23 protein-coding genes and 1 riboswitch are annotated in these 20,459 nt (G+C 63.9%); of the genes, 12 read left to right on the forward strand and 11 right to left on the reverse strand.

What is annotated here, in order from left to right; translation table 11 throughout:
• Nucleotides 1-60 precede the first annotated feature (60 nt).
• Nucleotides 61-179: riboswitch (TPP riboswitch) on the reverse strand.
• A gap of 151 nt (nucleotides 180-330) precedes the next feature.
• Nucleotides 331-741 carry a GreA/GreB family elongation factor gene (locus tag P0D80_RS33475; protein ID WP_132373763.1) on the reverse strand — a complete coding sequence of 137 codons (411 nt, stop codon included), beginning with the start codon at nucleotides 739-741 and terminating at the stop codon, nucleotides 331-333.
• A gap of 435 nt (nucleotides 742-1,176) precedes the next feature.
• Between P0D80_RS33475 and P0D80_RS33480 the strand changes: the two genes are divergently transcribed.
• From P0D80_RS33480 to P0D80_RS33500, 5 genes are all read left to right on the forward strand, one after another.
• The gene (locus tag P0D80_RS33480; RefSeq protein WP_408290299.1) at nucleotides 1,177-2,019 is read left to right on the forward strand and encodes a DUF1223 domain-containing protein; all 843 of its coding nucleotides are present in this window, start codon (nucleotides 1,177-1,179) and stop codon (nucleotides 2,017-2,019) included.
• A gap of 30 nt (nucleotides 2,020-2,049) precedes the next feature.
• On the forward strand, nucleotides 2,050-2,688 hold the full coding sequence (locus P0D80_RS33485) for a cytochrome b/b6 domain-containing protein (RefSeq protein ID WP_408180111.1): 639 nt from the start codon (nucleotides 2,050-2,052) through the stop codon (nucleotides 2,686-2,688).
• Nucleotides 2,689-2,728: 40 nt separating this feature from the next.
• Nucleotides 2,729-3,520, forward strand: coding sequence for a molybdopterin-dependent oxidoreductase (locus tag P0D80_RS33490; protein WP_408290301.1), 792 nt, complete (start codon nucleotides 2,729-2,731; stop codon nucleotides 3,518-3,520).
• Between the two features lie 118 nt (nucleotides 3,521-3,638).
• Entirely contained in the window at nucleotides 3,639-3,884 is a 246-nt protein-coding gene (locus P0D80_RS33495; RefSeq protein WP_408180113.1) for a pentapeptide MXKDX repeat protein, read from the forward strand.
• Between the two features lie 366 nt (nucleotides 3,885-4,250).
• Nucleotides 4,251-5,180 (forward strand): EamA family transporter, encoded by a 930-nt coding sequence (locus P0D80_RS33500; protein ID WP_408290303.1) that lies wholly within the window; start codon nucleotides 4,251-4,253, stop codon nucleotides 5,178-5,180.
• A gap of 27 nt (nucleotides 5,181-5,207) precedes the next feature.
• Here the strand turns inward: P0D80_RS33500 and P0D80_RS33505 are convergent, their stop codons facing one another.
• A complete protein-coding gene (locus tag P0D80_RS33505; RefSeq protein WP_408290305.1) occupies nucleotides 5,208-7,265 on the reverse strand; it encodes an oxidoreductase in 2,058 nt (685 codons plus the stop codon).
• Nucleotides 7,266-7,626: 361 nt separating this feature from the next.
• Between P0D80_RS33505 and P0D80_RS33510 the strand changes: the two genes are divergently transcribed.
• Complete coding sequence (locus tag P0D80_RS33510) at nucleotides 7,627-8,421, forward strand: DUF4397 domain-containing protein (RefSeq protein ID WP_132373770.1); 795 nt, start codon at nucleotides 7,627-7,629, stop codon at nucleotides 8,419-8,421.
• 316 nt (nucleotides 8,422-8,737) lie between these two features.
• Here the strand turns inward: P0D80_RS33510 and P0D80_RS33515 are convergent, their stop codons facing one another.
• Both P0D80_RS33515 and P0D80_RS33520 read right to left on the reverse strand, forming a co-directional pair.
• Nucleotides 8,738-8,872: an entericidin A/B family lipoprotein gene (locus P0D80_RS33515; RefSeq protein WP_091792786.1), complete on the reverse strand. Its 135-nt coding sequence runs from the start codon at nucleotides 8,870-8,872 to the stop codon at nucleotides 8,738-8,740.
• Between the two features lie 235 nt (nucleotides 8,873-9,107).
• Nucleotides 9,108-10,577, reverse strand: coding sequence for a sensor histidine kinase (locus P0D80_RS33520; RefSeq protein ID WP_408180115.1), 1,470 nt, complete (start codon nucleotides 10,575-10,577; stop codon nucleotides 9,108-9,110).
• A 243-nt stretch (nucleotides 10,578-10,820) separates the two neighbouring features.
• Between P0D80_RS33520 and P0D80_RS33525 the strand changes: the two genes are divergently transcribed.
• From P0D80_RS33525 to P0D80_RS33545, 5 genes are all read left to right on the forward strand, one after another.
• A complete protein-coding gene (locus tag P0D80_RS33525; RefSeq protein WP_132373772.1) occupies nucleotides 10,821-10,997 on the forward strand; it encodes a DUF1328 domain-containing protein in 177 nt (58 codons plus the stop codon).
• Nucleotides 10,998-11,107: 110 nt separating this feature from the next.
• Nucleotides 11,108-11,269: a DUF1328 domain-containing protein gene (locus P0D80_RS33530; protein WP_006052455.1), complete on the forward strand. Its 162-nt coding sequence runs from the start codon at nucleotides 11,108-11,110 to the stop codon at nucleotides 11,267-11,269.
• Nucleotides 11,270-11,369: 100 nt separating this feature from the next.
• Nucleotides 11,370-11,942 carry a ferritin-like domain-containing protein gene (locus P0D80_RS33535; protein ID WP_132373773.1) on the forward strand — a complete coding sequence of 191 codons (573 nt, stop codon included), beginning with the start codon at nucleotides 11,370-11,372 and terminating at the stop codon, nucleotides 11,940-11,942.
• A gap of 254 nt (nucleotides 11,943-12,196) precedes the next feature.
• A complete protein-coding gene (locus P0D80_RS33540) occupies nucleotides 12,197-12,829 on the forward strand; it encodes a response regulator (RefSeq protein ID WP_408290308.1) in 633 nt (210 codons plus the stop codon).
• A gap of 20 nt (nucleotides 12,830-12,849) precedes the next feature.
• The gene (locus P0D80_RS33545; protein WP_408180116.1) at nucleotides 12,850-13,278 is read left to right on the forward strand and encodes a response regulator; all 429 of its coding nucleotides are present in this window, start codon (nucleotides 12,850-12,852) and stop codon (nucleotides 13,276-13,278) included.
• Between the two features lie 21 nt (nucleotides 13,279-13,299).
• Here the strand turns inward: P0D80_RS33545 and P0D80_RS33550 are convergent, their stop codons facing one another.
• Nucleotides 13,300-14,499 (reverse strand): MFS transporter, encoded by a 1,200-nt coding sequence (locus P0D80_RS33550; RefSeq protein WP_408290311.1) that lies wholly within the window; start codon nucleotides 14,497-14,499, stop codon nucleotides 13,300-13,302.
• Between the two features lie 213 nt (nucleotides 14,500-14,712).
• Here P0D80_RS33550 and P0D80_RS33555 point away from each other — a divergent pair, with 213 nt between their 5' ends.
• Nucleotides 14,713-15,198, forward strand: coding sequence for a DUF2569 domain-containing protein (locus P0D80_RS33555; protein ID WP_408180118.1), 486 nt, complete (start codon nucleotides 14,713-14,715; stop codon nucleotides 15,196-15,198).
• A 10-nt stretch (nucleotides 15,199-15,208) separates the two neighbouring features.
• Here P0D80_RS33555 and P0D80_RS33560 read toward each other — a convergent pair whose 3' ends face one another.
• The 6 genes from P0D80_RS33560 to P0D80_RS33585 all read right to left on the reverse strand — a co-directional run.
• Complete coding sequence (locus tag P0D80_RS33560; protein WP_408180119.1) at nucleotides 15,209-16,036, reverse strand: phosphodiesterase; 828 nt, start codon at nucleotides 16,034-16,036, stop codon at nucleotides 15,209-15,211.
• 45 nt (nucleotides 16,037-16,081) lie between these two features.
• Complete coding sequence (locus tag P0D80_RS33565; protein ID WP_408180120.1) at nucleotides 16,082-17,128, reverse strand: ABC transporter ATP-binding protein; 1,047 nt, start codon at nucleotides 17,126-17,128, stop codon at nucleotides 16,082-16,084.
• Nucleotides 17,125-18,027, reverse strand: a complete 903-nt coding sequence (locus P0D80_RS33570; protein WP_408290315.1) for an ABC transporter permease — start codon at nucleotides 18,025-18,027, stop codon at nucleotides 17,125-17,127. Before P0D80_RS33570 ends, P0D80_RS33565 begins: the two co-directional genes overlap by 4 nt.
• 44 nt (nucleotides 18,028-18,071) lie before the next feature.
• Entirely contained in the window at nucleotides 18,072-18,896 is an 825-nt protein-coding gene (locus P0D80_RS33575) for an ABC transporter permease (protein ID WP_408180121.1), read from the reverse strand.
• Entirely contained in the window at nucleotides 18,893-19,882 is a 990-nt protein-coding gene (locus P0D80_RS33580; protein WP_408180125.1) for an ABC transporter substrate-binding protein, read from the reverse strand. The genes P0D80_RS33575 and P0D80_RS33580 overlap by 4 nt, the downstream gene beginning before the upstream one ends.
• Nucleotides 19,883-20,123: 241 nt before the next feature.
• Nucleotides 20,124-20,459 (reverse strand): substrate-binding domain-containing protein (locus tag P0D80_RS33585; protein ID WP_408290318.1); only part of this gene is annotated, 336 nt, incomplete at its 5' end.

Consider the following 20,459-nt stretch of genomic DNA (forward strand, 5'->3'; position numbering starts at 1 on the left):
TAAGCAGGAGACGAGACGGAAGTAGTCGGAATTCGCGAGAGATGAGGCGATAGAGCTAGGGTGCGAAATCCGTACGCTTCCCTGCGCTGGCATTATCCAGATCAGGTTCAAAGGGTATTTCTCACCCACGCAGCACGGACCTCCAACCTCCGTGCGACGCAGGACCCCCGCGTTAGCAGCGCACACGATACACCGGCCGCCCGCTGCTTGGCAACCCATCTTGAAAAGTCGGATGATGGATATAACAGCGGGCCGCCACGCACTTTTCTTGAATTGACGGGGCAGCCGGAGCTATTGCGGCAAAAATTTTGCGTTGCGCGCGAGCGTTGCTTACAGCGTGAAATCGTCGGCGGCTTCGGGTTGAAACAGGATCTTTTCCAGCTTCAGCACTTTCTCCGTGCCGCTTGGCGGCGTGAAGCGGATGCGCTCGCCGCGTTTGGCGCCGAGCAAGGCGAGGCCGGCGGGCGAGAACACATTCAGGCGGCCGTGCGAGAAGTCCGCATTGGGCGGATAAACCACGGTCCAGGTCATGTGCTCGCCGCTGGTTTCGTCGACCAGCGTGGCTTGCGAATTCATCGTGACGACGTTGGCCGGTATCTCGCGCGACTCGACGATCACGGCGCGTTCCAGCACGTCGTCGAGCATGTCTTGCAAACGCGTGTCCGCGCCGGGCGCGGCGGCGTGTTTCTCGAGACGGGCGACGTCGAGTTCGGTGAGGTAACAGGTTTTGGTCTTTTTCACGAGGGGTACTCCAATTCGATCTGCATTTGAGGGGACAGCGTGCGGATGAGATCGGCCCGGAGCCCGACAACGCGGCTCAGGCAATGGAGCGAGCAGCGTTAGATCAGGCGCCGGGCGGCGTGGAGCGGGAGCGTTCGGGACGGCTCACCGGCGCGACGCGGCATGAGTTCCGCGCGCGCGCAACCGGTTGCGCGACGGGGGCGCAAGCGGAAGAAGGCACGGGAAGTCGGAAAGCGCATCAAGGTAGCCGGCAGGTAGCGAAAGAGAGTGAAGAGGGCGCCCCCATCAATCTGAATGGGCGCGATCGAAAGCTCAATGTTAGCACGGGGTCGTGCGTCCCTCGACTCGGTCGAGTTTCAAGAAAAAAGTTGGCAACGGACTGTCATAACCGGCCGTGCGATTCGACAAACGTGCGGATCCTGATCGGAGCACGTCATGCAAACCGCCGCACCCCGCCGAGACTGTCGGCGCTTCACCCGAATCATCGCGCTCGGCCTCGCGCTGACCATGCTCGCGGCCAGCGGCCTCGCGACCGCGGCCGGCGCCATCTGCAGCGCGCATAGCCCGGCGCATCGCGTGGCGCTGGTCGAGCTGTACAGCAGCGAAGGCTGCAACAGCTGCCCACCCGCCGATAACTGGCTGAGCCAATGGAAGAACAGCGGCGCGGCGCAAAGCGTGGTGCCGTTGGCGCTGCATGTGGACTATTGGAACAGCCTCGGCTGGACTGACCGCTTCTCGCAACATCGCTTTACTGAACGTCAGCAAACGCTCACCGATCTTGCCGGCGGCCACACCATTTACACGCCGGAAATCTTTGTCTCCGGACGCGAATTGCGCAGCTGGTCGCAACGCGACAGTTTTCAGAGCCGCGTCGGCAAGGTCGTCGCCGAGCCGGCGCAAGCGAATGTCGCGCTGGAGCTCAAAGGGCAGGCGCCGGGCGCGTTCAATGTCGCGGCGCAATTCACCAGCAAGGCAGCGGACACAGCGGGCCAACTGGACGCCTACCTCGCCGTTTATGAAAACTCGCTGAGCTCGCAAGTGGGCGCCGGCGAAAACAGCGGCGCCACCTTGCATCACGAACGAGTCGTGCGGCAATGGATCGGCCCGGTGCCGCTGGTCGCGGGCAGCGCGCAGATCCGCCGCGATATCCGCATCCAGGACACCGCCGCGGATGCCAACGTCAACGCGCCCGCCGACCGGTTCGGTGTGGTCGCCTTCGTCGAAAACGCGGCGACCGGCGAGGTCCTGCAGGCGGCCGAACTGGCCGCGTGCCCTTGATCGCCGCCTCTGCGCACACAGGAGATTCTCATGGCAACTCATCATGCTCTTCGCGACAGCGCGCCACCGGCCAAGCCGGAAAGCAGTGCGATCCATCCGCTGTGGGTGCGTCTCACGCATTGGCTCAACGCGCTCGCGGCCATCGTAATGATGCTTTCGGGCTGGCGCATCTACGACGCCTCGCCGATCTTCCCCGCGTTCCGTTTTCCTACCGACATCACGCTCGGCGGCTGGCTCGGCGGCGCGCTGCAATGGCATTTCGCGGCGATGTGGCTGCTGGTCTTCAACGGCTTGCTGTATCTCGCGTTGAACCTCGCAAGCGGGCGCTTCGTGCGCAAGTTCCTGCCGGTGTCGCCGCGCGCCGTGCTGCACGATTTCATCGCCGCGTTGACCGGCAAGCTGTCGCACGCTGACCTACGCGTCTATAACGCGGTGCAGAGATTCGCCTACCTGTTCGTGGTCTGCGATCTGATCGTGCTGGTGCTCTCGGGTCTCGCGATCTGGAAGTCGGTGCAGTTTCCGCTGCTGCGTGAACTGATGGGCGGCTACGACAACGCGCGCATCGTCCATTTCTGCGCGATGTCACTGATGGCCGCGTTCATCGCCGTGCATCTGGTGATGGTGGCGCTCGTGCCGCGCTCGCTGCTCGCCATGTTGCGCGGACGCTGAGCCATCTATCCGCGTAAGCGAACGTTACGGATACCGAATCATGAACAAACCCGCTCGAAACCCCACTCGCTCCATTGGCCAGAAACTCGACCGCGAATCGATCCTGATCGACGCCCGCCGCGAACTCGCGATGCCGTCGCGGCGCCTGTTCGGCAAACGGCTTCTGACGCTCGGCGGCCTGTCGATGCTGACCGGCTGCTCGCTCACCGACGACGACTCGGTCAACAAGTTTCTCACCGCCGTCTCACGCCTGAACGACCGCGCGCAGGCCGCACTGTTCGATCCGAAGCAACTCGCGCCGACCTACACCGAAGCGCAGATCACGCGGCCGTTTCCGTTCAACGCGTTCTACGGCATCGACGACGTGCCCGAGGTGAACGGTGCCGATTACCGGCTGAAGATCAGCGGACTCGTGACCGGCCAGCGCGTCTGGTCCTTGCCCGAGCTGTACGCGCTGCCGCACGCCGAGCAGATCACGCGGCATATCTGCGTGGAAGGGTGGAGCGCGATCGGCCGCTGGGGCGGCACGCCGTTCAGCGACTTTCTGCGGCGCATCGGCGCGGACACCAGCGCGAAGTACGTCGGCTTCAAATGCGCCGACGACTACTACGAAAGCATCGACATGCCGACCGCGCTGCATCCGCAGACGCTGCTCACGTTTTCGTACGACGGTGAGCGTCTGCCCGCGAAATACGGCTTCCCGATGAAGCTGCGCATGCCGACCAAGCTCGGCTACAAGAACCCGAAGCACATCGTCGAGATGTTCGTCACTAATACGTACCCTGGCGGCTATTGGGTCGACCAGGGCTACAACTGGTTCGGAGGCTCCTGACGCGCGCGGGTCGGCGCCGCTGAAACGGCTGCGCGACCCCAGGCGGCAGAAGCTTCGGAAATACGCCGGCTAGTGCTCTGGCCGGTTCTGATTCATCCACAACACTCGGAGTCATCTCATGAAAAAGTTTGCAATCGCAGCACTCGCCGTCGCTCTCCTGACCAGCGGCGGCGCCGCATTCGCCCAGGCAAGCGGCGCCATGTCCAACGATGCGATGTCGAAGGACACCATGTCGAAAGATTCCATGTCCAAAGACAGCATGTCGAAGGACGGCATGAAGAAGAACACGATGAAGCACGACAAGATGAAAAAGGGCGACGCGATGGGCATGAAGCACGAAGCGTCGGGCGCGATGGCCAACTGAGCCGTCCTGATAATGCGAGCTGCATAGCTCGAACGCGCCGTTGGCCTGCGCGACAGAAAAGCCGGGGCACGTCCCCGGCTTTTTGTTGCAAGTACGCCAAAAAGTTACGATTCTTTCAAGCGACGCCGTGGGCGCTTACTGCATAATGCGATGCGCGCCGACCATTCGGCGCGTGTTCGCCGTGGCTCGATTTCTACCGATCGCCGCGGCGTTGTGGCCCCATTGGCCATCTATCGTCCTTCCGTTCCACCGACATGTCCGCCAGCCTCGCCCGTCAGACCGCATCGCCGATGCGGTGTCCGCCATCCCGCAGCAGGGTTTTTAGCGGGGGCGCAGCACCTCGAGCGGCATGGGCGGGTTGAACGCATGTCGCTGCAACTCCCCAATCTTTTTTCGCGTGGTTTTCCGATCCGTTTGCCGCAGTCGCGCAACGGGCAGATCGCGCTCGCGCTCGCCGTCGTCTATCTCGTGTGGGGTTCGACGTATCTCGCCGTGCACGTCGCGCTGGGTTCGTTTCCGCCGTTGCTGCTCTCAGGGCTGCGCAATCTGTTTGCCGGCGTAGGGCTGTTCGTGTTCGCGGCGCGCCGCAAGCCGGTCTGGCCGAGCGCCGCCGAGATCCGCAATGCCGGCCTCGTCGGCACCATGCTGGTCGGTTTGTCGAGCGGCATGCTCGCCTATGGGATGCGCACCGTCGGCACCGGCACCGCGGCGGTCATGGTCGCGACCGTGCCGTTGTTCGCGACGGTGATTGCGGCGGTGGCGGGGCGCAAGATCGGCCGCGGCGAGTGGTTCGCGGTCGGCCTCGGTCTGGTCGGCATTGCGATTCTCAGCCACGGCGACAGCGCGCCCGGCTCGGCCGGCGGCAGTCTGGCGATCCTGTGCGGCGCGCTTTTCTGGGCGGGCGGTGCGCATCTGGCCGGGCGTCTGAAGCTGCCCTCTGACCTGTTTCTCTCGACGTCGCTGCAAATCGGCCTGGGCGGCGCGATGTCGACGCTGGTCGCATGGGTCTCGGGCGAGCGGATGCTCGAGGTGCATTTCCTGCCGGTGCTGGCGTTCATCTACCTGATGCTGATCGGGACGATGGCCGCCTACGTCGCGTACGGTTTTCTGATCCGGCACACCAGCCCGATCATCGCCAGCAGCTGCATGTACGTGAATCCGGTGGTGGCCGTAGCGCTCGGCGCGCTGTTGCTCGGCGAGCCGGTGACTCACTCCACGGTGATCGCGACCATTGTGATTCTGACGAGCGTGGGGCTGTCTTTCTGGCTCGATTACCGGAAGAAGGGACTCGCCTGAGTTTCGCTTGAAGCGGGCGACGGCCTGTTACAGCGCCGCCGCCACTTCCGCGCCTTCGCGAATCGCGCGCTTTGCGTCCAGTTCGGTCGCTACCTTCGCACCGCCGATCACGTGATAGCGCGGACCGTTACCCTGATCCGCCTTTCTCACCTTCGCGTCCGCTGCCGTCTGCGGATGCAGATCGCGCAGCGATTCCTGGCCCGCGCACACGACGATCGTGTCCACTTCCAGCCATTCCTCGACGCCTTTACGCGCGATCTTCAAGCCGCGCGCGCTGATCTCCCGATACGACACACCGTCGAGCATCTTCACACCGTTTCTCGCCAACGTCGCGCGATGCACCCAGCCGGAAGTCTTGCCGAGTCCCATACCAAGCTTGCCGGCCTTGCGCTGCAATAGCCAGATTTGCCGCGGCGGCTGGGTCGGCGCGGGCGGCTTGAGGCCACCGCGTTCCCGCACGGCCAGATCGACACCCCATTCGTCGAGCCACGCGTCACGGGGCATCGGCAGCGGCTCGCCCGCGCGATGCAGCAGAAACTCGCTGACGTCGAAGCCGATGCCGCCCGCGCCGATCACGGCGACGCGCTGGCCGACCGGCGCGCCGCGCAGCACGTCGACATAAGACAGCACGTTCGGCCCGTCGATGCCGGCAATCGCCGGCCGCCGCGGCACGATGCCGGTGGCGATGATCACGTCGTCGTAAGCGCCGGCGGCGAGCAGCGCGGGATCGACGCGCGTGTCGAGGCGCACGTCGACGCGGTGTCGCTGCAACTGGCTCTGAAAATAGCGGATCGTCTCGCTGAACTCTTCCTTGCCCGGCACGCGCATCGCCAGATTGAACTGGCCGCCGATCGTTGCGCTCGCATCGAACAGTGTTACGCGATGCCCACGCGCGGCCGCCACCGTCGCCGCGGACAATCCCGCCGGACCCGCGCCGACGACCGCGATCGAACGCGCGGCCCGCGTTCGGGCGACCGGCCGGTAGATCAGTTCGGTTTCGCGCCCCGCGCGCGGATTGACGAGGCACGTCGCGCGCTGGTTCTTGAACGTGTGATCGAGACAGGCCTGATTACAGGCGATGCAGGTATTGATTTCATCCGTGCGTCCCTCGGCGGTCTTCACGACGAACTCGGGATCGGCCAATAGCGGCCGCGCCATCGATACCAGATCGCCGGCGCCTTGCGCGAGCAGTGCTTCGGCGACGTCTGGCGTATTGATGCGGTTCGACACGATCACCGGCACTTTGACCGCGGCCTTCAGTCGCGCGCTCAGCGCAGCAAAAGCGGCGCGCGGCACCGAGGTCACGATGGTCGGCACCCGCGCTTCGTGCCAGCCGATGCCGGTGTTGAACATCGTCACGCCGGCGGCTTCCAGCGCCTGGGCGACCTGCACGGTTTCGTCCCACGTATTGCCACCTTCCACCAGATCGATCAGCGAGATCCGGTACACGACGATAAAGCGTTCGCCGCACACCGCGCGCACCCGCTCGACGATCTCGCGCGCGAGCCGCATCCGGTTTTCGATGCTGCCGCCGTAGGCGTCGGTGCGCCGATTGGTGCGCGGGCAGAGGAACTGGTTGAGCAGATAGCCTTCGCTGCCCATGATCTCGATGCCGTCATAGCCCGAGCGTTGAGCGAGGCGCGCGCAGCGCGCGTAGTCGCGCACGGTCTTCGCAATGCCGGCGATGCTCAGCGCGCGCGGCTTGAACTTCGAGATCGGCGATTTGATCGCGGACGCGGATACGACGAACGGTTGATAGCCATAGCGGCCCGCATGCAGGATCTGTAGCGCGATCTTGCCGCCTTCGGCATGCACGGCCTCGGTCAACTTCCGGTGATTGCGCAGATCAAGCACGGAATTCAGCGTGCCGCCGAACGGCAACAGCCAACCCTCGCGATTCGGCGAGATGCCGCCGGTGACGATCAGGCCGACGCCGCCCTTCGCGCGCTCGCGGAAATACGCGGCCAGCTTCGGGTAATTCCAGAAGCGGTCCTCCATGCCGGTGTGCATCGAACCCATCACCACGCGGTTGCGCAAGCGGGTGAAGCCGAGGTCGAGTTCGGCGAGTAAATGTTGGTAAGACATGCGGAGGACCATGTAAGTATTGGGCGCGCACGAACAATACACCGCCCGCCGTGCCATCCCTCCGAGGAAAAATTCTAATCCTCGCAACTCGTTGCTCCGTAAGCCATTCTTCAGCCGCCACCAGCCATATCGAAGCCCGCGGCACACGCATTGCTCGAAGCGAACGTCCATCGACACGGACCGCGCCGTTCGGAAAAGTGGCGCGATGTGCAGCAGGGATAGGAGGGGTGCTCATTTCGCAGAGCTGGCCTGAACCGTTCGTATGACCAACGAACAAGGTGCCGGACGGCGTGTTGTGCGAAGCGGGACGTCCGCAAAATCAATGGGCCGCGAGCCCGACAAATCAATAAAGGTGAACATAATGAAACTGATCCGAACCATGGTGGCGATGGCTGCCGTTGCATCCGTTCTAAGCGCGTGCGGTGGCGGTTCTGACGACGTAGGCAAGGAGCTCGGGCTGACCAATCCGGAGATCCATTTCATCCATGCGATTCCCAGCGGCCCGGCAGTCGACTTTCTCGTGAATGGCACTGCGCCCTCGGGACAGACGAACATCAGCTATAAAGGTGTGACGAACCTCACCAATATCAACACGGGCGCGACCACGGTCGCTTACTCGGCGACCGGTACGACGACGGCGCTCGCGAGCGGCAGCTTTCCCGATGTCGCGAAGGGCCACGAATATACCGTGCTCGCATTGCCGGGTTTGGCTGCGCCGGACATCGGCCTGATCGACGATCCGTTCGACAAGGGTCTGCTCTCGAATAGCGCGCGTCTGCGCGGCTTCAACGCGTCGGCGAACGCGACCAACCTCGACCTGTATCTGGTCCAGTCCACTTCCACCGACATCGCCAACGTCTCGCCGACGATGGCCGGTGTGGCCTTCAAGAACGCGGTGCCGGCGAGCGGCCAGGATTCGATCTACGTGTCCGGCGGCACCTACGTGCTGATCGCGACCGCGGCGGGCAGCAAGACGCCGATCTTCCAGTCGCCGGCCTTCACGTTGTCGAACAATGCCGACTGGCTGGTGACGTCGGTGCCGATCGCCGGTGCGCTGAGCCAGCTCGTGCCGGGTCAGATCCATCTGCTGGTCGCGCAGAACGGCAACACGCAAACGCCGAGCGTCGAATTGACGAATACGCTGAACGGGCAATAAGGGCTGACGGAAGCGCGAACAGCCGCGCTAACAAAAGCGCACTCAATAGGCGGCAAGTCCTGGGGAGGACGGGGCGGCGATCCACGCGAGTGGGTCGCCGTTTTGTTTGCGGCTTTGGCAAACAGATGCGGCTTTGGCAATCAACCGTAGCTCAGACAAAGACCCGCGGCTTCAGCAAACTCCCGCGAGGAAACCAAGAAGAAACGCCAAAGCGAGCGCACAAAAAAACCCGCCACGGTTTCCCGCGACGGGCTCTCACAATCCTGCAATCCAGGCGCAGCAAAGCGTCCGGCGTCTGCTTGGTTTTTTACGCTGCTTACTTGGCCTTTTCAGCCGAGTTCGTGATGGCGTCGCCACCCTTCGAAATATCCTGCCCAGCCCCCGCCATCGTGTTGCAACCGGCGAGCGCAGCTGTCCCTGCAATGAGAAGCAAAGCGATCAGTCGATTCATGAAAGTTCTCCTTGTCGAGAATGCATTGGTTGACGTGCCCATGTTGTACGGCACGCGCCAGCTGAGCTAGCTGTCGTCCGACCGGGGCTTACGCCAGTCGATCCGGTCTGATTGCATGGTAAAAAAAGGGCGGGGGCGGCGCTGTCGGCTGGGCTGCGATTTTCTTGTAGGCGTGCTCCGGTGTTTGCGTCGGTGCACTCCTACAAGCCTGCCGGCAGCGTGCCGCAAGCCCGTCCTAGACGGAGGTGCGCGAAGGCGTCGCCGGCGGCAGATCGATCGAGGGCGTCGCGGTGCTGACGCTCGGCATCTCCACGTGGATGTCGGTGCCGTTCGGCACGCCGCGCCGGATATCGAAGCGCCCACCATGCGCGGCGACCCGCTGGCGCATGCCCAGCAGCCCGTGCGTGTGCGTGCGCTTCAGATCGGCCGGCATGATGCCGACGCCGTTATCGGCGATATGCAGCGCCACCTGGCCGTCGCCGACCTGCAAGGCGATCGATACCTTCGACGCTCGCGCGTACTTGGCGGCGTTGGTGAGCGACTCCTGCGCGACGCGGAACAGCGCGATCTCCGTTTGCTCGTCGAGCTTGATGTCGTCGGCGGGCAGGTGCAGTTCGAGCGTCCAGTTGTTGCGCTGCGCGGCTTCGTCGGCGAGCGTGCGCAAGGCGGTGACGAGCCCGAAGTTGGCCAGCACGGTAGGCCGCATGTCTTCGATGATGCGGCGCTTGAGCGCAATGCCCTGGTCGAGATTGGCGAGTGCCCGCTTGAGTTTCTCGGAGATGTCCGGCTCGCTGTCCTTCAGCTTGCGGTTGGCCCACGCCACGTCCATTTTGCTGGCCGTCAGAATCGCGCCGAGTTCGTCGTGCAGCTCGCGCGCGAGCTGGGTCTTCTCGTTTTCGCTGACCGCCTGCAAGTGCCAGCCGAGCGCTTCGAGCTGCCGGGTGCGTTCGTTGACGAGCTGGTCGAGGCCTTCCTGTTGTGTGATCAATTGACGCTGCACGCGTGCCTGACGATCGATCTGAATGCCGAGATTGCGAAACAGCAGAATGAACAGCACGATGTTCAGCGCCGAGAGACCCGCTGCGCACAGCGTGGAGATGCGCTGATCGCCGCGGCTCGCGGCCAGCGCGTGTTGCGCGCGGCGTTCTTCGTTGTCGCGCAGCAGCGAGAGCGTGCTGTCCACCAGCGACGCGTCGGCCGGACTGGCCTCGCTCGCGCTGCCACAGGCGGACAGATCGAGCGGATGCGGCGCCGCACGCTGCAGCGCGGACGCGCCCGCGCCGATACGCGCCTCGATCAGTCCAAGAATCTGCGTGAAGCTGGCGAGCTCGGCGCTGTCGGCTTTGCCGCCGCGGTAGAAGCGGTTCAACTGCTGTTCGCTCTGGCGGATGCGCACGGCGGTCGCACAGAACTCGTGCGCGGCGGCGTCCTGCTTCGTCAGAAGAAAATCGCTTTGCTGGGCGCTCAGGCGCGATAACTGGCTTGCGAGCGTGCTCAGTTGCACGGTGACGTCGCGCGCTTCGAGCGCGGTCTCGTACTCGGCGGCAATGCGCTGGCGCGCGGTCTCGAGAATCACGAGGCCGCCCACGGTAATCACGATCGCCACCGTCATGGCGATCGCCCAGCTGCGATTGCGCATCCAGTCGCTCAGCCGGGTGGCGGCCCCAGGATTGCCCGCGTCCGGCACGTTCTGCACATTTGGCACATTCGGCTCCTCTGATGGGGCATCAGTGTAACGTCCGCCGCGTTCGGCGACGGTGCCGCTCTCGCGCGGCCGTCGCGGCGCAGCACGCGGCGGTGGTGTGGTGGACACGCTCACCGTAACGCTGCCGTAATCCAATGTAAGCGGATTCTCACACGAAAACCGGCGTGCGTCGGAATGCGCCTCGCGTCGCTGATCGATAGGATGGACCTGATCGTTCAATCAATGTTTCGGGAGGAAGCCATCATGCTGAAATGGGCGTTGTTCTTCGCCGTCATCGCGGTGATCGCCGGTCTTCTCGGCTTTACCGGTGTAGCGGCGGGCGCGGCGGCGATCGCGAAGTTCCTGTTCATCGTGTTTGTGATTCTGTGCGTGGTGTTCCTCGTGCTGGGGTTCGTAGTGACGAAAAAGATCGTCGATTAGCGCTGCTCAAATGAGGAAGTCGCGAGCCGCGCCTTCGAAGCTTCGAGAACGGTTCGCCAGTCGACGTCGTACGCCAATGCCACGCAGATACAACAAGAAGGAGAGTCGCCATGCTTCACTATGCCATTGTCTTTTTCGTGATTGCGATCATCGCCGCCGTGTTCGGCTTTACCGGCATCGCGGCGGGTGCGGCCGAAATTGCAAAGATCCTGTTCTACATTTTCCTCGTCGTATTCGTGGTTACGCTGCTGCTCGGCGTATTCCGAACGTAGACGGGTGGTCATTCGCAGCAATGATCCCTTGTGCCGGCGCATCAGGCGCGATTCGTGCGTGATGCGCAGTTCCCCCAATACCGGATAAAGGAGAAATTCAATGTCGAAATCACCTGGCGCCCAGGGCGCGGCATCTCAATCTCGCGATCCGTTCGTGATGGACCTTAAAAAGATCCGCGAAGACGCACGCAAGCACATGTCCGACGGTCCGGTCACGCAAACCTATGGCGCGGATCGCGAGACGGTGCTGAAGCTGTGCAACGACGCTCTGGCCACCGAAATCGTCTGCGTGCTGCGCTACAAGCGGCACCACTTCATGGCGAAGGGCATCAACTCCGAGGCCGTGGCGGCGGAGTTCGCCCAACATGCCGCAGAGGAACAGCAACACGCCGACAGCATTGCCGAGCGGATCGTGCAACTCGGCGGCGAGCCGGATTTCGCGCCGGACGGTTTGAAGACGCGCTCGCATTCGGAATACAAGGAAGGCGACAATCTCACGGACATGATCAAGGAGAACCTGATCGCCGAGCGGATTGCGATCGACACGTACCGCGAGATCATTCGCTATCTCGGCGAGAAGGACGTGACCACGCGTCGTATGTTCGAAGATATTCTCGCCGTCGAAGAGGAGCATGCCGACGATATGGCGGATTTGCTGGCTGGCCGTGAGTAAGCGGCGGCGCAAAAAAACGTAGAAGCGAAGACCCTGCAGAAAGACCGTAACAAAACGGCGAGCGGCGGCTCCGTACATCACGGCCCGCTTAGCCGGTTCAGGCAGCGCGGCGGACGGCGCAGCGGACGCGGGTAGGTCTGGAAGTTTCCCGCGCCGGCATGCGCCGCCCGGTTTTCCAAATCCGGCAGACGCCATGCCGGAGATCATTACAATGTCTGCTTTGGAGCGATTCCATTGCACGGACACCTAAACCGATGATTCGAGTGTTGATAGCTGACGACCATGCGATCGTCCGAGGTGGCTTCAGACAGTTCGTCGCTGACGAGCCGGATATGTGCGTCGCGGCCGAAGCGGCCACCGGCGACGAAACCATCAGCCTCGTGCGCGAACAGGCCTTCGACGTGGTGCTGCTCGACATCGCGATGCCGGACAAGAACGGCATCGACACCTTGCGCGTGATCAAGCAGGTGCGCCCTGAACAGGGCGTGCTGATTCTGTCGGGCTACCCGGAGAGTCAGTACGCGATCAATTTGCTGCGCGCGGGCGCGAATGGTTATCTGAACAAGGACTGCGAGCCCGAGGAGATCGTGCGGGCGATTCGCGCGGTGGCGCGCGGGCATCGCTATCTCTCCGAGGCGGTCGCCGACACGCTCGCCGACAATCTCGACAAGCCGGCCGCGGGGCGTCCGCACGAAGCGCTCTCCGAGCGCGAATTCCAGATTTTCTGCAAGCTCGCGGCGGGGCAGATTCCCACCGAGATCGCGGAGGAATTGCATTTGTCCGTGAAGACGGTGAGCACTTACCGGGCTCGCGTGCTGGAGAAAATGCGGTTGGCGAACAATGCCGATCTGACTTATTACGCGATCAAGAACGGCTTGATCGAATAATGGACGATCGAGATATTCCGATGAACAGCGAATCGAACCCTGTTGCCGAGCCAGCCCAACACACGCCGTTGCGTGTGTTGCTGATCGAGGATTCGCCGCTGATCCGCAGAAGTCTCGTGGAAACGATCGACGCCTCCGGCCTGCTGAAAGTCGCCGCATACGCGGACTCCGCGGATCAGGCTATCGCCCTGTTGAGCGACGAATCTTTCGACGCGGTGATCGTCGACTTGCAGTTGAAGCAGGGCTCGGGCGTGCCGGTCCTCGCTTATTTGCAGCGTGAAGGATTGATCGACAAGGTGTTCGCCGCGGTGCTGACCAATCACGCGTTGCCCGCGTATCGTGAGCGCTGTGAGCAATATGGCGTGCGCCACTTTTACGACAAGTCGTTCGAATTCGACCGCGTAATCGACGCGTTGCACGAATACGCGTCCGCGCGAAGCAGCAAATAAGCGCTTCGCGCAACTGCCGCGTTAGCTGTTCGCGCGCGCGGGAAGCGCTAGATGATTCCACGCCGAGAGCCCCGCGAATACGATCCCGGCCACACTCACACCGATCCATCCAAACGCCGGCCAGACCGCTGCGCCGACGGCGGAGCCGAGTGCTCCGCCAATGAAATACGCCACCATGTACACCGTGTTCACGCGGCTGCGCGCGTCCGGCTTGAGTGCGTAGATGCGCGACTGATTGGAAATCTGCGCGGCCTGCACGCCGATATCGAGAATGATCACGCCGACTACGAGGCCCGCAATGCTCGTCGCCGATGCGCCGAATACGACGAACGAAATCGCCACCAGCACGATCGAAAGAGTGATGATCGCGCGCGGTCCGCGTCGATCGGAAAACTTGCCGGCGAGCGGGGCGGCCATCGCGCCGGCCGCGCCGACGATGCCGAATAGCCCGGCCGCCTGCGGCCCGAGATGAAACGGCGCGCCCGCCAATAGCAAGGCCAGCACCGACCAGAAGATGCTGAACGCCGCGAACAGGCCCGCGCCGGTGAGCGAAGCTTCGCGCAGTTCGCGAAGCTCGACGATCAGATGCCACATCGAGACCAGCAGCTTGCCATAGGGCAGCGTCGACGTCGGCTGGCTTTTCGGCAGACGCGCCATGATGACGGCCGCCAGCACCAGCAACGCGACCACGGACGCGCCGAAGACCGCGCGCCAGCCGAAATATTCGGCGATCACGCCCGAGGCCGTCCGCGCCAGGAGAATCCCCAGCAGCAAACCGCTCATCACCATGCCGACCGCGTGGCCGCGTTCGGACGGCGGCGCGATTTCCGCCGCGAACGGCACTGCTTGCTGCGCGATGGTGCCGAGCACGCCGATCGCCAGACTCGCGACGATCAGCACGGTCAGCGTCGGCGCCGCGGCTGCCACGACCAGCGCGACGCAAATGGCGGCGATCTGCAACAGGATCAGACGGCGCCGGTCGAAACGATCGCCGAGCGGCGCAAGCAGCAGCATGCCGGCCGCGTAGCCGAGTTGCGTGACGGCCGGTACCGCGCCGACCCACGACGCGCTGCGCGGGAATGATTGGCGGAAGTCGTCGAGCAGCGGCTGGTTGTAATAGATGTTCGCAACCGAGACACCGGCGATGGTGGCGAGCAGAAACAGCAGGCCGCGCAACGACCGGTCGGCGGAAGCGGGGGTGGACGCGTTGGAAGTGGACATGAGAGGGGACTGTCGACGGACCGGCCCATGCGCGGTCCTCAAGCGTGCCGATCATACCGGAGCACGGCGGATCGTGCTGACGGCGGCGGGCGGAGCGACAAGGCGGACACCGATCGCTTGAGAATGCCTTGCCGACAAAATGAGATGGTCGTTCGGCTTTCGTTCGTAGAATCGGCGCGCCTTTAACCGACCGACGACTACTAGAACGACTCCATGACCTCGATCACGAAACACGAACCTCGACGCATCGGCGGCTCGCTGCTCGTCGCCCTGATTTGCCTCGCGGCGTGGGCGCTCCATACGGCAATCGCGATGCGCGATCCGCTCAAACTCATGCTCGAATGGGAAGTGCTGGCCGTGTTCGCGCGGCCCGAAACGCACGGCTGGTATCGCACCGTGATCGCGATGGTGGGCTGCGACGTGCTCACGGGCGTGTTCGTCGTCGCGGGCATCGGCTGGCTGGCGCTGCTTGCGTGGCGCAAGTCGGCGCGTTTTACCGTGCATGTCCAGGCGTGGCTGCTGGCGATTGTCGTGTTGCGCACCGGTGCATATCTGCTCGGCGATTACATGACGCACGCAGCCGGCGTCGACATCACCATTCCATACGACGGCTTCATTCAGGCTCTCGTGGCGGCCGCGCTCGGGATTCCGTATTTCAGGTCGTCCCGGCGCGTGCATGAGACGTTTATCGGCGCGTGAGCCGTGCGCGTCAATCGATCAGATCGCCCTCGGGCTCGTAGAACGGATACGGGCCATCGGTTTTTTCCACATACGCGTGGTGCGTGACGATGCCGGTCGCCGTGTCGTAGCGATGCAGCGCGTACGCGGGCGGTTCCATCATGAACGCCGACGGCGCATCCTCGCGCAGATCGAGCGCGACCTGATGCGCGGGCGCCGGCACCGCGGACGCGATCGTGCCGCCGAAACGCACGAACATCGGCCGGTGCACATGCCCGCAGATCACCCGCTCCACGTTCGGATAACGCGCGATCAACGCCGCGAGTCTGTCGGCGGCGGTGGGATCGAGCCGCAAATCGTCCATGTGCCCGATGCCGCACGCAAACGGCGGATGATGCAACGCGACCACCGTTGGTTTGCCTTGGGCCGCGTCGAGTTGCGAGGCGAGCCACGCGAGCCGCGCGTCGCACAGCGTGCCGGCGCTTTGGCCCGGCACCATCGAATCGAGCGCAATGATTCGCAGCGGGCCGACATCGACCGCGTATTGCACGAACTCGCCGCCGCTCGCCAATTCCTTGCGATCGGGAAACGCGGCGCGCAGCGCAGCGCGTTCGTCGTGATTGCCGACCAGCATGAAATAGGGGATCTCCAGCGGCGCGAGCAGTGTTTTGAGGTGCTCGTACTGTTCCGGATCACCTTGATCGACGAGGTCGCCGGTCATGATCACCGCGTCGGGACGCGGTTCGAGCGCATTGAGGGCGGCGACGCAGCGCGCGAGATAGGCGCCGGTGTCGACGCGGCGGTAAGCGAGCGCACCGGGCCGTTTGATATGCAGGTCGCTAATTTGAGCCAGCAGCATGGGGATGTCCTTGTTATAGCGCGCCATTGAAACAGCGCGGCGTCATTACGATAGCGCAATCAGCGCGTCCTGCGCGATGGAAATGCCGACCGGCGTGCCGCGCGCCAATTCCACGCGACCGGCCACGTCGATCAGCAACGCATCCGGCGCGGCGCCGCCGACCGTCAGACGCGTGCGTTCGCCGAGAAACGCGGTGCTTTCGATGTGGCCGCGCAATTGCGCATGAGCCGGATCGGCAAGATAAGCGTCTTCCGGGCGGAAGAAAATCTCGTGCGCCGAGTTCGCGTGCGTCGAGCCCGCGGGCAGCGGCACGGCGCCGCCGGTGGTCGTCAGCATGCCGTCGCGCCGCTCGCCCGCAAGCCGGTTGATCGTGCCGACAAACTGCGCGACCGTCCGGTTGGCGGGGCGGTAGTAGATCTCACGCGGCGAGCCGATCTGCTCGATGCGCCCCGCGCTCATCACGACGATGCGGTCGCCCAGTTCCATCGCTTCGGCCTGATCGTGCGTGACGTAGACGGTCGTGATGCCCAACTCGCGCAGCAGCGTGTTCATCTCGCTGCGCAAGGCGTCGCGCAAACGGGCGTCGAGCGCCGTCAAAGGTTCGTCGAGCAGCAGCACGCGCGGCTGCACGGCGAGCGCGCGAGCGAGCGCCACACGCTGACGCTGGCCGCCGGAAAGCTGATCGATCGGTTTGTCGGCGTGAGCGGTGAGACGCATCATGCCGAGCAATTCGTCGACGCGTTGCCGCGCCGTCTCAGTGGGCACGCGTTTGATCTTCAAACCGTAGCCGATGTTGCCGCGTACCGTCAGATTCGGAAACAGCGCGTAGCTCTGGAACACCATGCCGACCTGGCGCTTTTCGATCGGCAGGGCAGTGACATCGTCGTCGCCGAACGCGATGCGGCCGCCGGCATCCGGTGTTTCCAGACCCGCTATCATGCGCAGCGTCGTGGTCTTGCCGCAGCCGGACGGGCCGAGCAGCACCAGCGTTTCGCCGGCGTCGATATGCAGGTCGAGCGGTTCGAGCACGCGCGTGCCGCGAAACGTTTTGGCGCACTGCGTCAGCGTGATGGGAACGGAAGCGAGTTTCATGGCGTGATGGACTTCGAAGGAGATGCAGCGGCGCGTTTTTTCGCCGCACTGCGCTGGCCGGTCGCATCGACGCCGAGCCATTGCATGGCGACGAGCAGAGGCATCGTCATGATGAAAAACAGAATCGTATAGGCGCTGCCGATCTCGATGCGCAACGACGCGTAGGTGTCGGCGAGACCGACCGGCAGCGTCTTGGTATCGGGCGTGTGCAGCATCCACGTGAGGTTGAACTCGCCGATCGAAAGCGTCAGCACCGCCAGCGCGCCGGCCACGATGCCGGGCCGCGCGTTCGGCAGCACGATCGTCACGAAGCGCTGCAGGAAGCTCGCACCGAGACTCGCCGCGCCTTCCTCGAGCGTGCGCAGATCGCTGCTCGCGCACACCGCGGCGACTGCCCGCACCATGAACGGCAGTGTAAACACCACATGCCCGACGACGATGAACGCCACGCTCATGCGGAACATCGTGAAGCCGCCGTAGACCACCAGCAGTGCGAGCGCGGACGCGAGCCCGGGCAGCGCGATCGGCAGCACCAGAAACTCTTCGATGATGCGCGAGAGCCGCGTCTTGCTGCGCGCGAGCACGTAGCCCGCGGGCACGCCGGTCAGCAGCGTGATGAGCAGGGCCGCCGCGGCCACTTCGAGCGAGAGAAACACCGAGCCGTGATACTGCGTCCACACTTCGCCGAGCCAGCGCAGCGTGAGTCCGCTGGAGACGCCCTTGAAGTAGTTGACCGTCAGGCCCGCCATGATCGACATGACGACCGGCACGATCAGGAACGCGCACAGCAGCAGCGTGACGGCCCATTGACCGGCTGCGAGCCACGTCCTCGTATCCCACATCCGCAAGCGTGAGCGCGGCTTGGTGGACGGTTGCAGAGAGGCGGTGACGGAATTCATCGGAGCGTTATCCGGTTGCGAAACCTCAGGTTTTGAAACGCCGCTCATGCGCTTGCCGCCACGGCCGAACCGCTCACGCTGCGCGCCAACGCCAGCACGGCCCACGTCACGATGCCGAGCACGATCGAAAGACCCGCGGCCGTCACCATGTTCGCGTTGAGGGTGAACTCGGTGTAGATGGTCATTGGCAGCACGTCGATGTCGGTGGCGAGCGTGAAGGCGGTGCCGAACGCGCCCATCGCGGTGGCGAAGCACACCGCGCCCGCCGCGATCAGCCCGGGCGACAACGCGGGCAACACGATGTCGCGCGTGATGCGCCACGGCGACGCGCCGAGCGAACGCGCGGCTTCTTCGAGCGACGCGTCGAGTTTGGTCGCCGAGGCCATCACGGTGACGATCACGCGCGGAATGGAGAAGTACAGGTAGCCGAGAAAGAGGCCGCTCATCGAATACGCGAACACCCAGCGGTCGCCCGTGAGTTTGAGCGAAAGCGCGCCGATCAGCCCCTGGCGTCCCGCCAGCATGATGACCATGAAGCCGACTACCACGCCGGGAAACGCCAGCGGAAAAGTAAGCAAGGCAAGCAGCGTGCGTTTCAAAGGAAACTCGCGACGCGCCAGCAGCAGACCCGCGATCACAGAGAGCACCAGCGTCGCCGCCGTGACCGCCGCGGACAACAGCACGGTCGCGCCGAGGCTCGACATGTAGCGCGGATTCATCAGCATCGCGCGATAGGTGGCGAACGCGTGGCCGTCGCCGCTCAACTGCGCGAGCGCGCCCATGGGCAACAGCCAGAAGGCGATGAACACCGCCAGCGCCGGCGCGATCAACGCGATGCGCCAGCGCAGCGGGAACGTGACGTCGTTCAATGCATCACCTGCAGATAACGCTCGCCGAAGCTCGACTGCTTCTCGGCCATCTTGCCGAAGTCCACCGGTTTGGCGCGCGCATAGTCGCTGGCCGGCAGGAATTTCGCGGCGGTTTCCGGGCTCATCGCGTTCGCGCGCACCGGACGCAGATAGGCTTCGGCCCACAGCTTCTGGCCTTCGTCGGAGAGCACGAAGTCGAGCACCTTCTTGCCGTTCGCTTCGTGCGGCGCACCCTTCACGAGACTCATCACGTACGGCACGGAGATCGTGCCTTCCTTCGGAATCACGAATTCGACATTCGCGTGATCCTTGTACTTCGCGCGATAGGCGTCGAAATCGTAGTCGAGCAGGATCGGAATTTCACCGGACATGACGCGCGCATAGGCGGTCTGCTTCGGCACGATCGGCGCGTTGGCCTTCAGCTTGCGAAACCAGTCGAGGCCCGGCTCGAAGTTATCGAGCGTGCCGCCGAGCGCCTGATTCACCGCGACCGCACCCGCATAGCCGACGAACGCGCTCGACGGATCGAGGTAGCCGATCATGCCTTTGTACTCAGGCTTGAGCAGGTCGGCCCAGGAGCGCGGCACGGGCTTGCCTTCGAGCGCGTCCTTGTTGACGAAAAAGCCCAGCGTGCCCGAGTGGATCGAGAACCAGTAGCCTTGCGGGTCTTTCATGTTGGCGGGAATGTCGTCCCAATGCGCGGGCTTGTACGGCTGGATCACGCCCTTGTCCTTCGCCTGGAAGGCCGACGAGACGCCGAGATACACGACGTCGGCAACCGGGCTCTTCTGCTCGGCCATCAGTTGCGCGATCGACTGGCCGGAGTTCTTGTTGTCGAACGGCACGCGAATGCCGGTCTTTTGCTGGATCGCCTTGATCTGGCTCGCCCAGTCGGCCCATTCAGGCGGGCAGTTGTAGCAGATCGCGGTTTCGTCGGCGCGGGCGGCTTGCGGTGCGATTGCGGCGAACGCGGCGGCGACCATCATGCCAGCCGACAGCGCGGCAGCCGTGGAGCGCGCGAGGCGGCGCCAGAGCGGTTTGATTGGCGAAGCGAATGGTTTGGAATAGCGGATCACTGCGGGTCTCCAGGAGAAGAAGCGAGCGGGTGGTTCGGGTTTTGGGGTGGGTGACTCAAAGTCGTCTTGCGGGGCAGCGTGTTAATCGTTTTCATGTCGGCACGCGTTGGTGCATAGCACGCGCGTTAGCCAATGGCGCTTGTGTGGCGCTTCAGGCGAACGGCCGCTCGGCGGATGTTGATGCACGCACAGGCATTGCGTCGTTGCGGTTCGAAATCGCCGCGATGGTGGCGCCCTGGCGCAAGCTGTGCGGCAAAGTCAGCGTGAGCGACGTTTCATTCAAGGCTTCGTAAGTGCCGGTGACGCGCGCCAGCAAACGCTGCCAGGCCGCGCAGCCGATTTCGCGATTCGGCGCGCAGATGCTGGCGAGCGCTGGCGACAGCAGTTCGCCCATGGCGAGGCCATCGAAGCCGAGAATCGACATGTCGTGGGGAATCTGCAGACGTGGGCGGCGCCGGCCGCGCCTGGCCCCCCACCCCACCACGGG

This window comes from Paraburkholderia sp. RL17-373-BIF-A, from assembly GCF_046030175.1.
In the GTDB taxonomy this organism is placed as follows: Bacteria; Pseudomonadota; Gammaproteobacteria; order Burkholderiales; family Burkholderiaceae; genus Paraburkholderia.

Coding starts and splice junctions, on each gene's coding strand:
- P0D80_RS33490 (WP_408290301.1), top strand. CDS start 2,729: ATGAACAAACCCGCTCGAAACCCCACTCGCTCCATTGGCCAGAAACTC.
- P0D80_RS33480 (WP_408290299.1), top strand. CDS start 1,177: ATGCAAACCGCCGCACCCCGCCGAGACTGTCGGCGCTTCACCCGAATC.
- P0D80_RS33555 (WP_408180118.1), top strand. CDS start 14,713: ATGACCTCGATCACGAAACACGAACCTCGACGCATCGGCGGCTCGCTG.
- P0D80_RS33530 (WP_006052455.1), top strand. CDS start 11,108: ATGCTTCACTATGCCATTGTCTTTTTCGTGATTGCGATCATCGCCGCC.
- P0D80_RS33545 (WP_408180116.1), top strand. CDS start 12,850: ATGAACAGCGAATCGAACCCTGTTGCCGAGCCAGCCCAACACACGCCG.
- P0D80_RS33570 (WP_408290315.1), bottom strand. CDS start 18,027: ATGAATTCCGTCACCGCCTCTCTGCAACCGTCCACCAAGCCGCGCTCA.
- P0D80_RS33485 (WP_408180111.1), top strand. CDS start 2,050: ATGGCAACTCATCATGCTCTTCGCGACAGCGCGCCACCGGCCAAGCCG.
- P0D80_RS33560 (WP_408180119.1), bottom strand. CDS start 16,036: ATGCTGCTGGCTCAAATTAGCGACCTGCATATCAAACGGCCCGGTGCG.
- P0D80_RS33565 (WP_408180120.1), bottom strand. CDS start 17,128: ATGAAACTCGCTTCCGTTCCCATCACGCTGACGCAGTGCGCCAAAACG.
- P0D80_RS33525 (WP_132373772.1), top strand. CDS start 10,821: ATGCTGAAATGGGCGTTGTTCTTCGCCGTCATCGCGGTGATCGCCGGT.
- P0D80_RS33510 (WP_132373770.1), top strand. CDS start 7,627: ATGAAACTGATCCGAACCATGGTGGCGATGGCTGCCGTTGCATCCGTT.
- P0D80_RS33535 (WP_132373773.1), top strand. CDS start 11,370: ATGTCGAAATCACCTGGCGCCCAGGGCGCGGCATCTCAATCTCGCGAT.
- P0D80_RS33515 (WP_091792786.1), bottom strand. CDS start 8,872: ATGAATCGACTGATCGCTTTGCTTCTCATTGCAGGGACAGCTGCGCTC.
- P0D80_RS33505 (WP_408290305.1), bottom strand. CDS start 7,265: ATGTCTTACCAACATTTACTCGCCGAACTCGACCTCGGCTTCACCCGC.
- P0D80_RS33500 (WP_408290303.1), top strand. CDS start 4,251: ATGTCGCTGCAACTCCCCAATCTTTTTTCGCGTGGTTTTCCGATCCGT.
- P0D80_RS33540 (WP_408290308.1), top strand. CDS start 12,197: ATGATTCGAGTGTTGATAGCTGACGACCATGCGATCGTCCGAGGTGGC.
- P0D80_RS33550 (WP_408290311.1), bottom strand. CDS start 14,499: ATGTCCACTTCCAACGCGTCCACCCCCGCTTCCGCCGACCGGTCGTTG.
- P0D80_RS33495 (WP_408180113.1), top strand. CDS start 3,639: ATGAAAAAGTTTGCAATCGCAGCACTCGCCGTCGCTCTCCTGACCAGC.
- P0D80_RS33580 (WP_408180125.1), bottom strand. CDS start 19,882: ATGATGGTCGCCGCCGCGTTCGCCGCAATCGCACCGCAAGCCGCCCGC.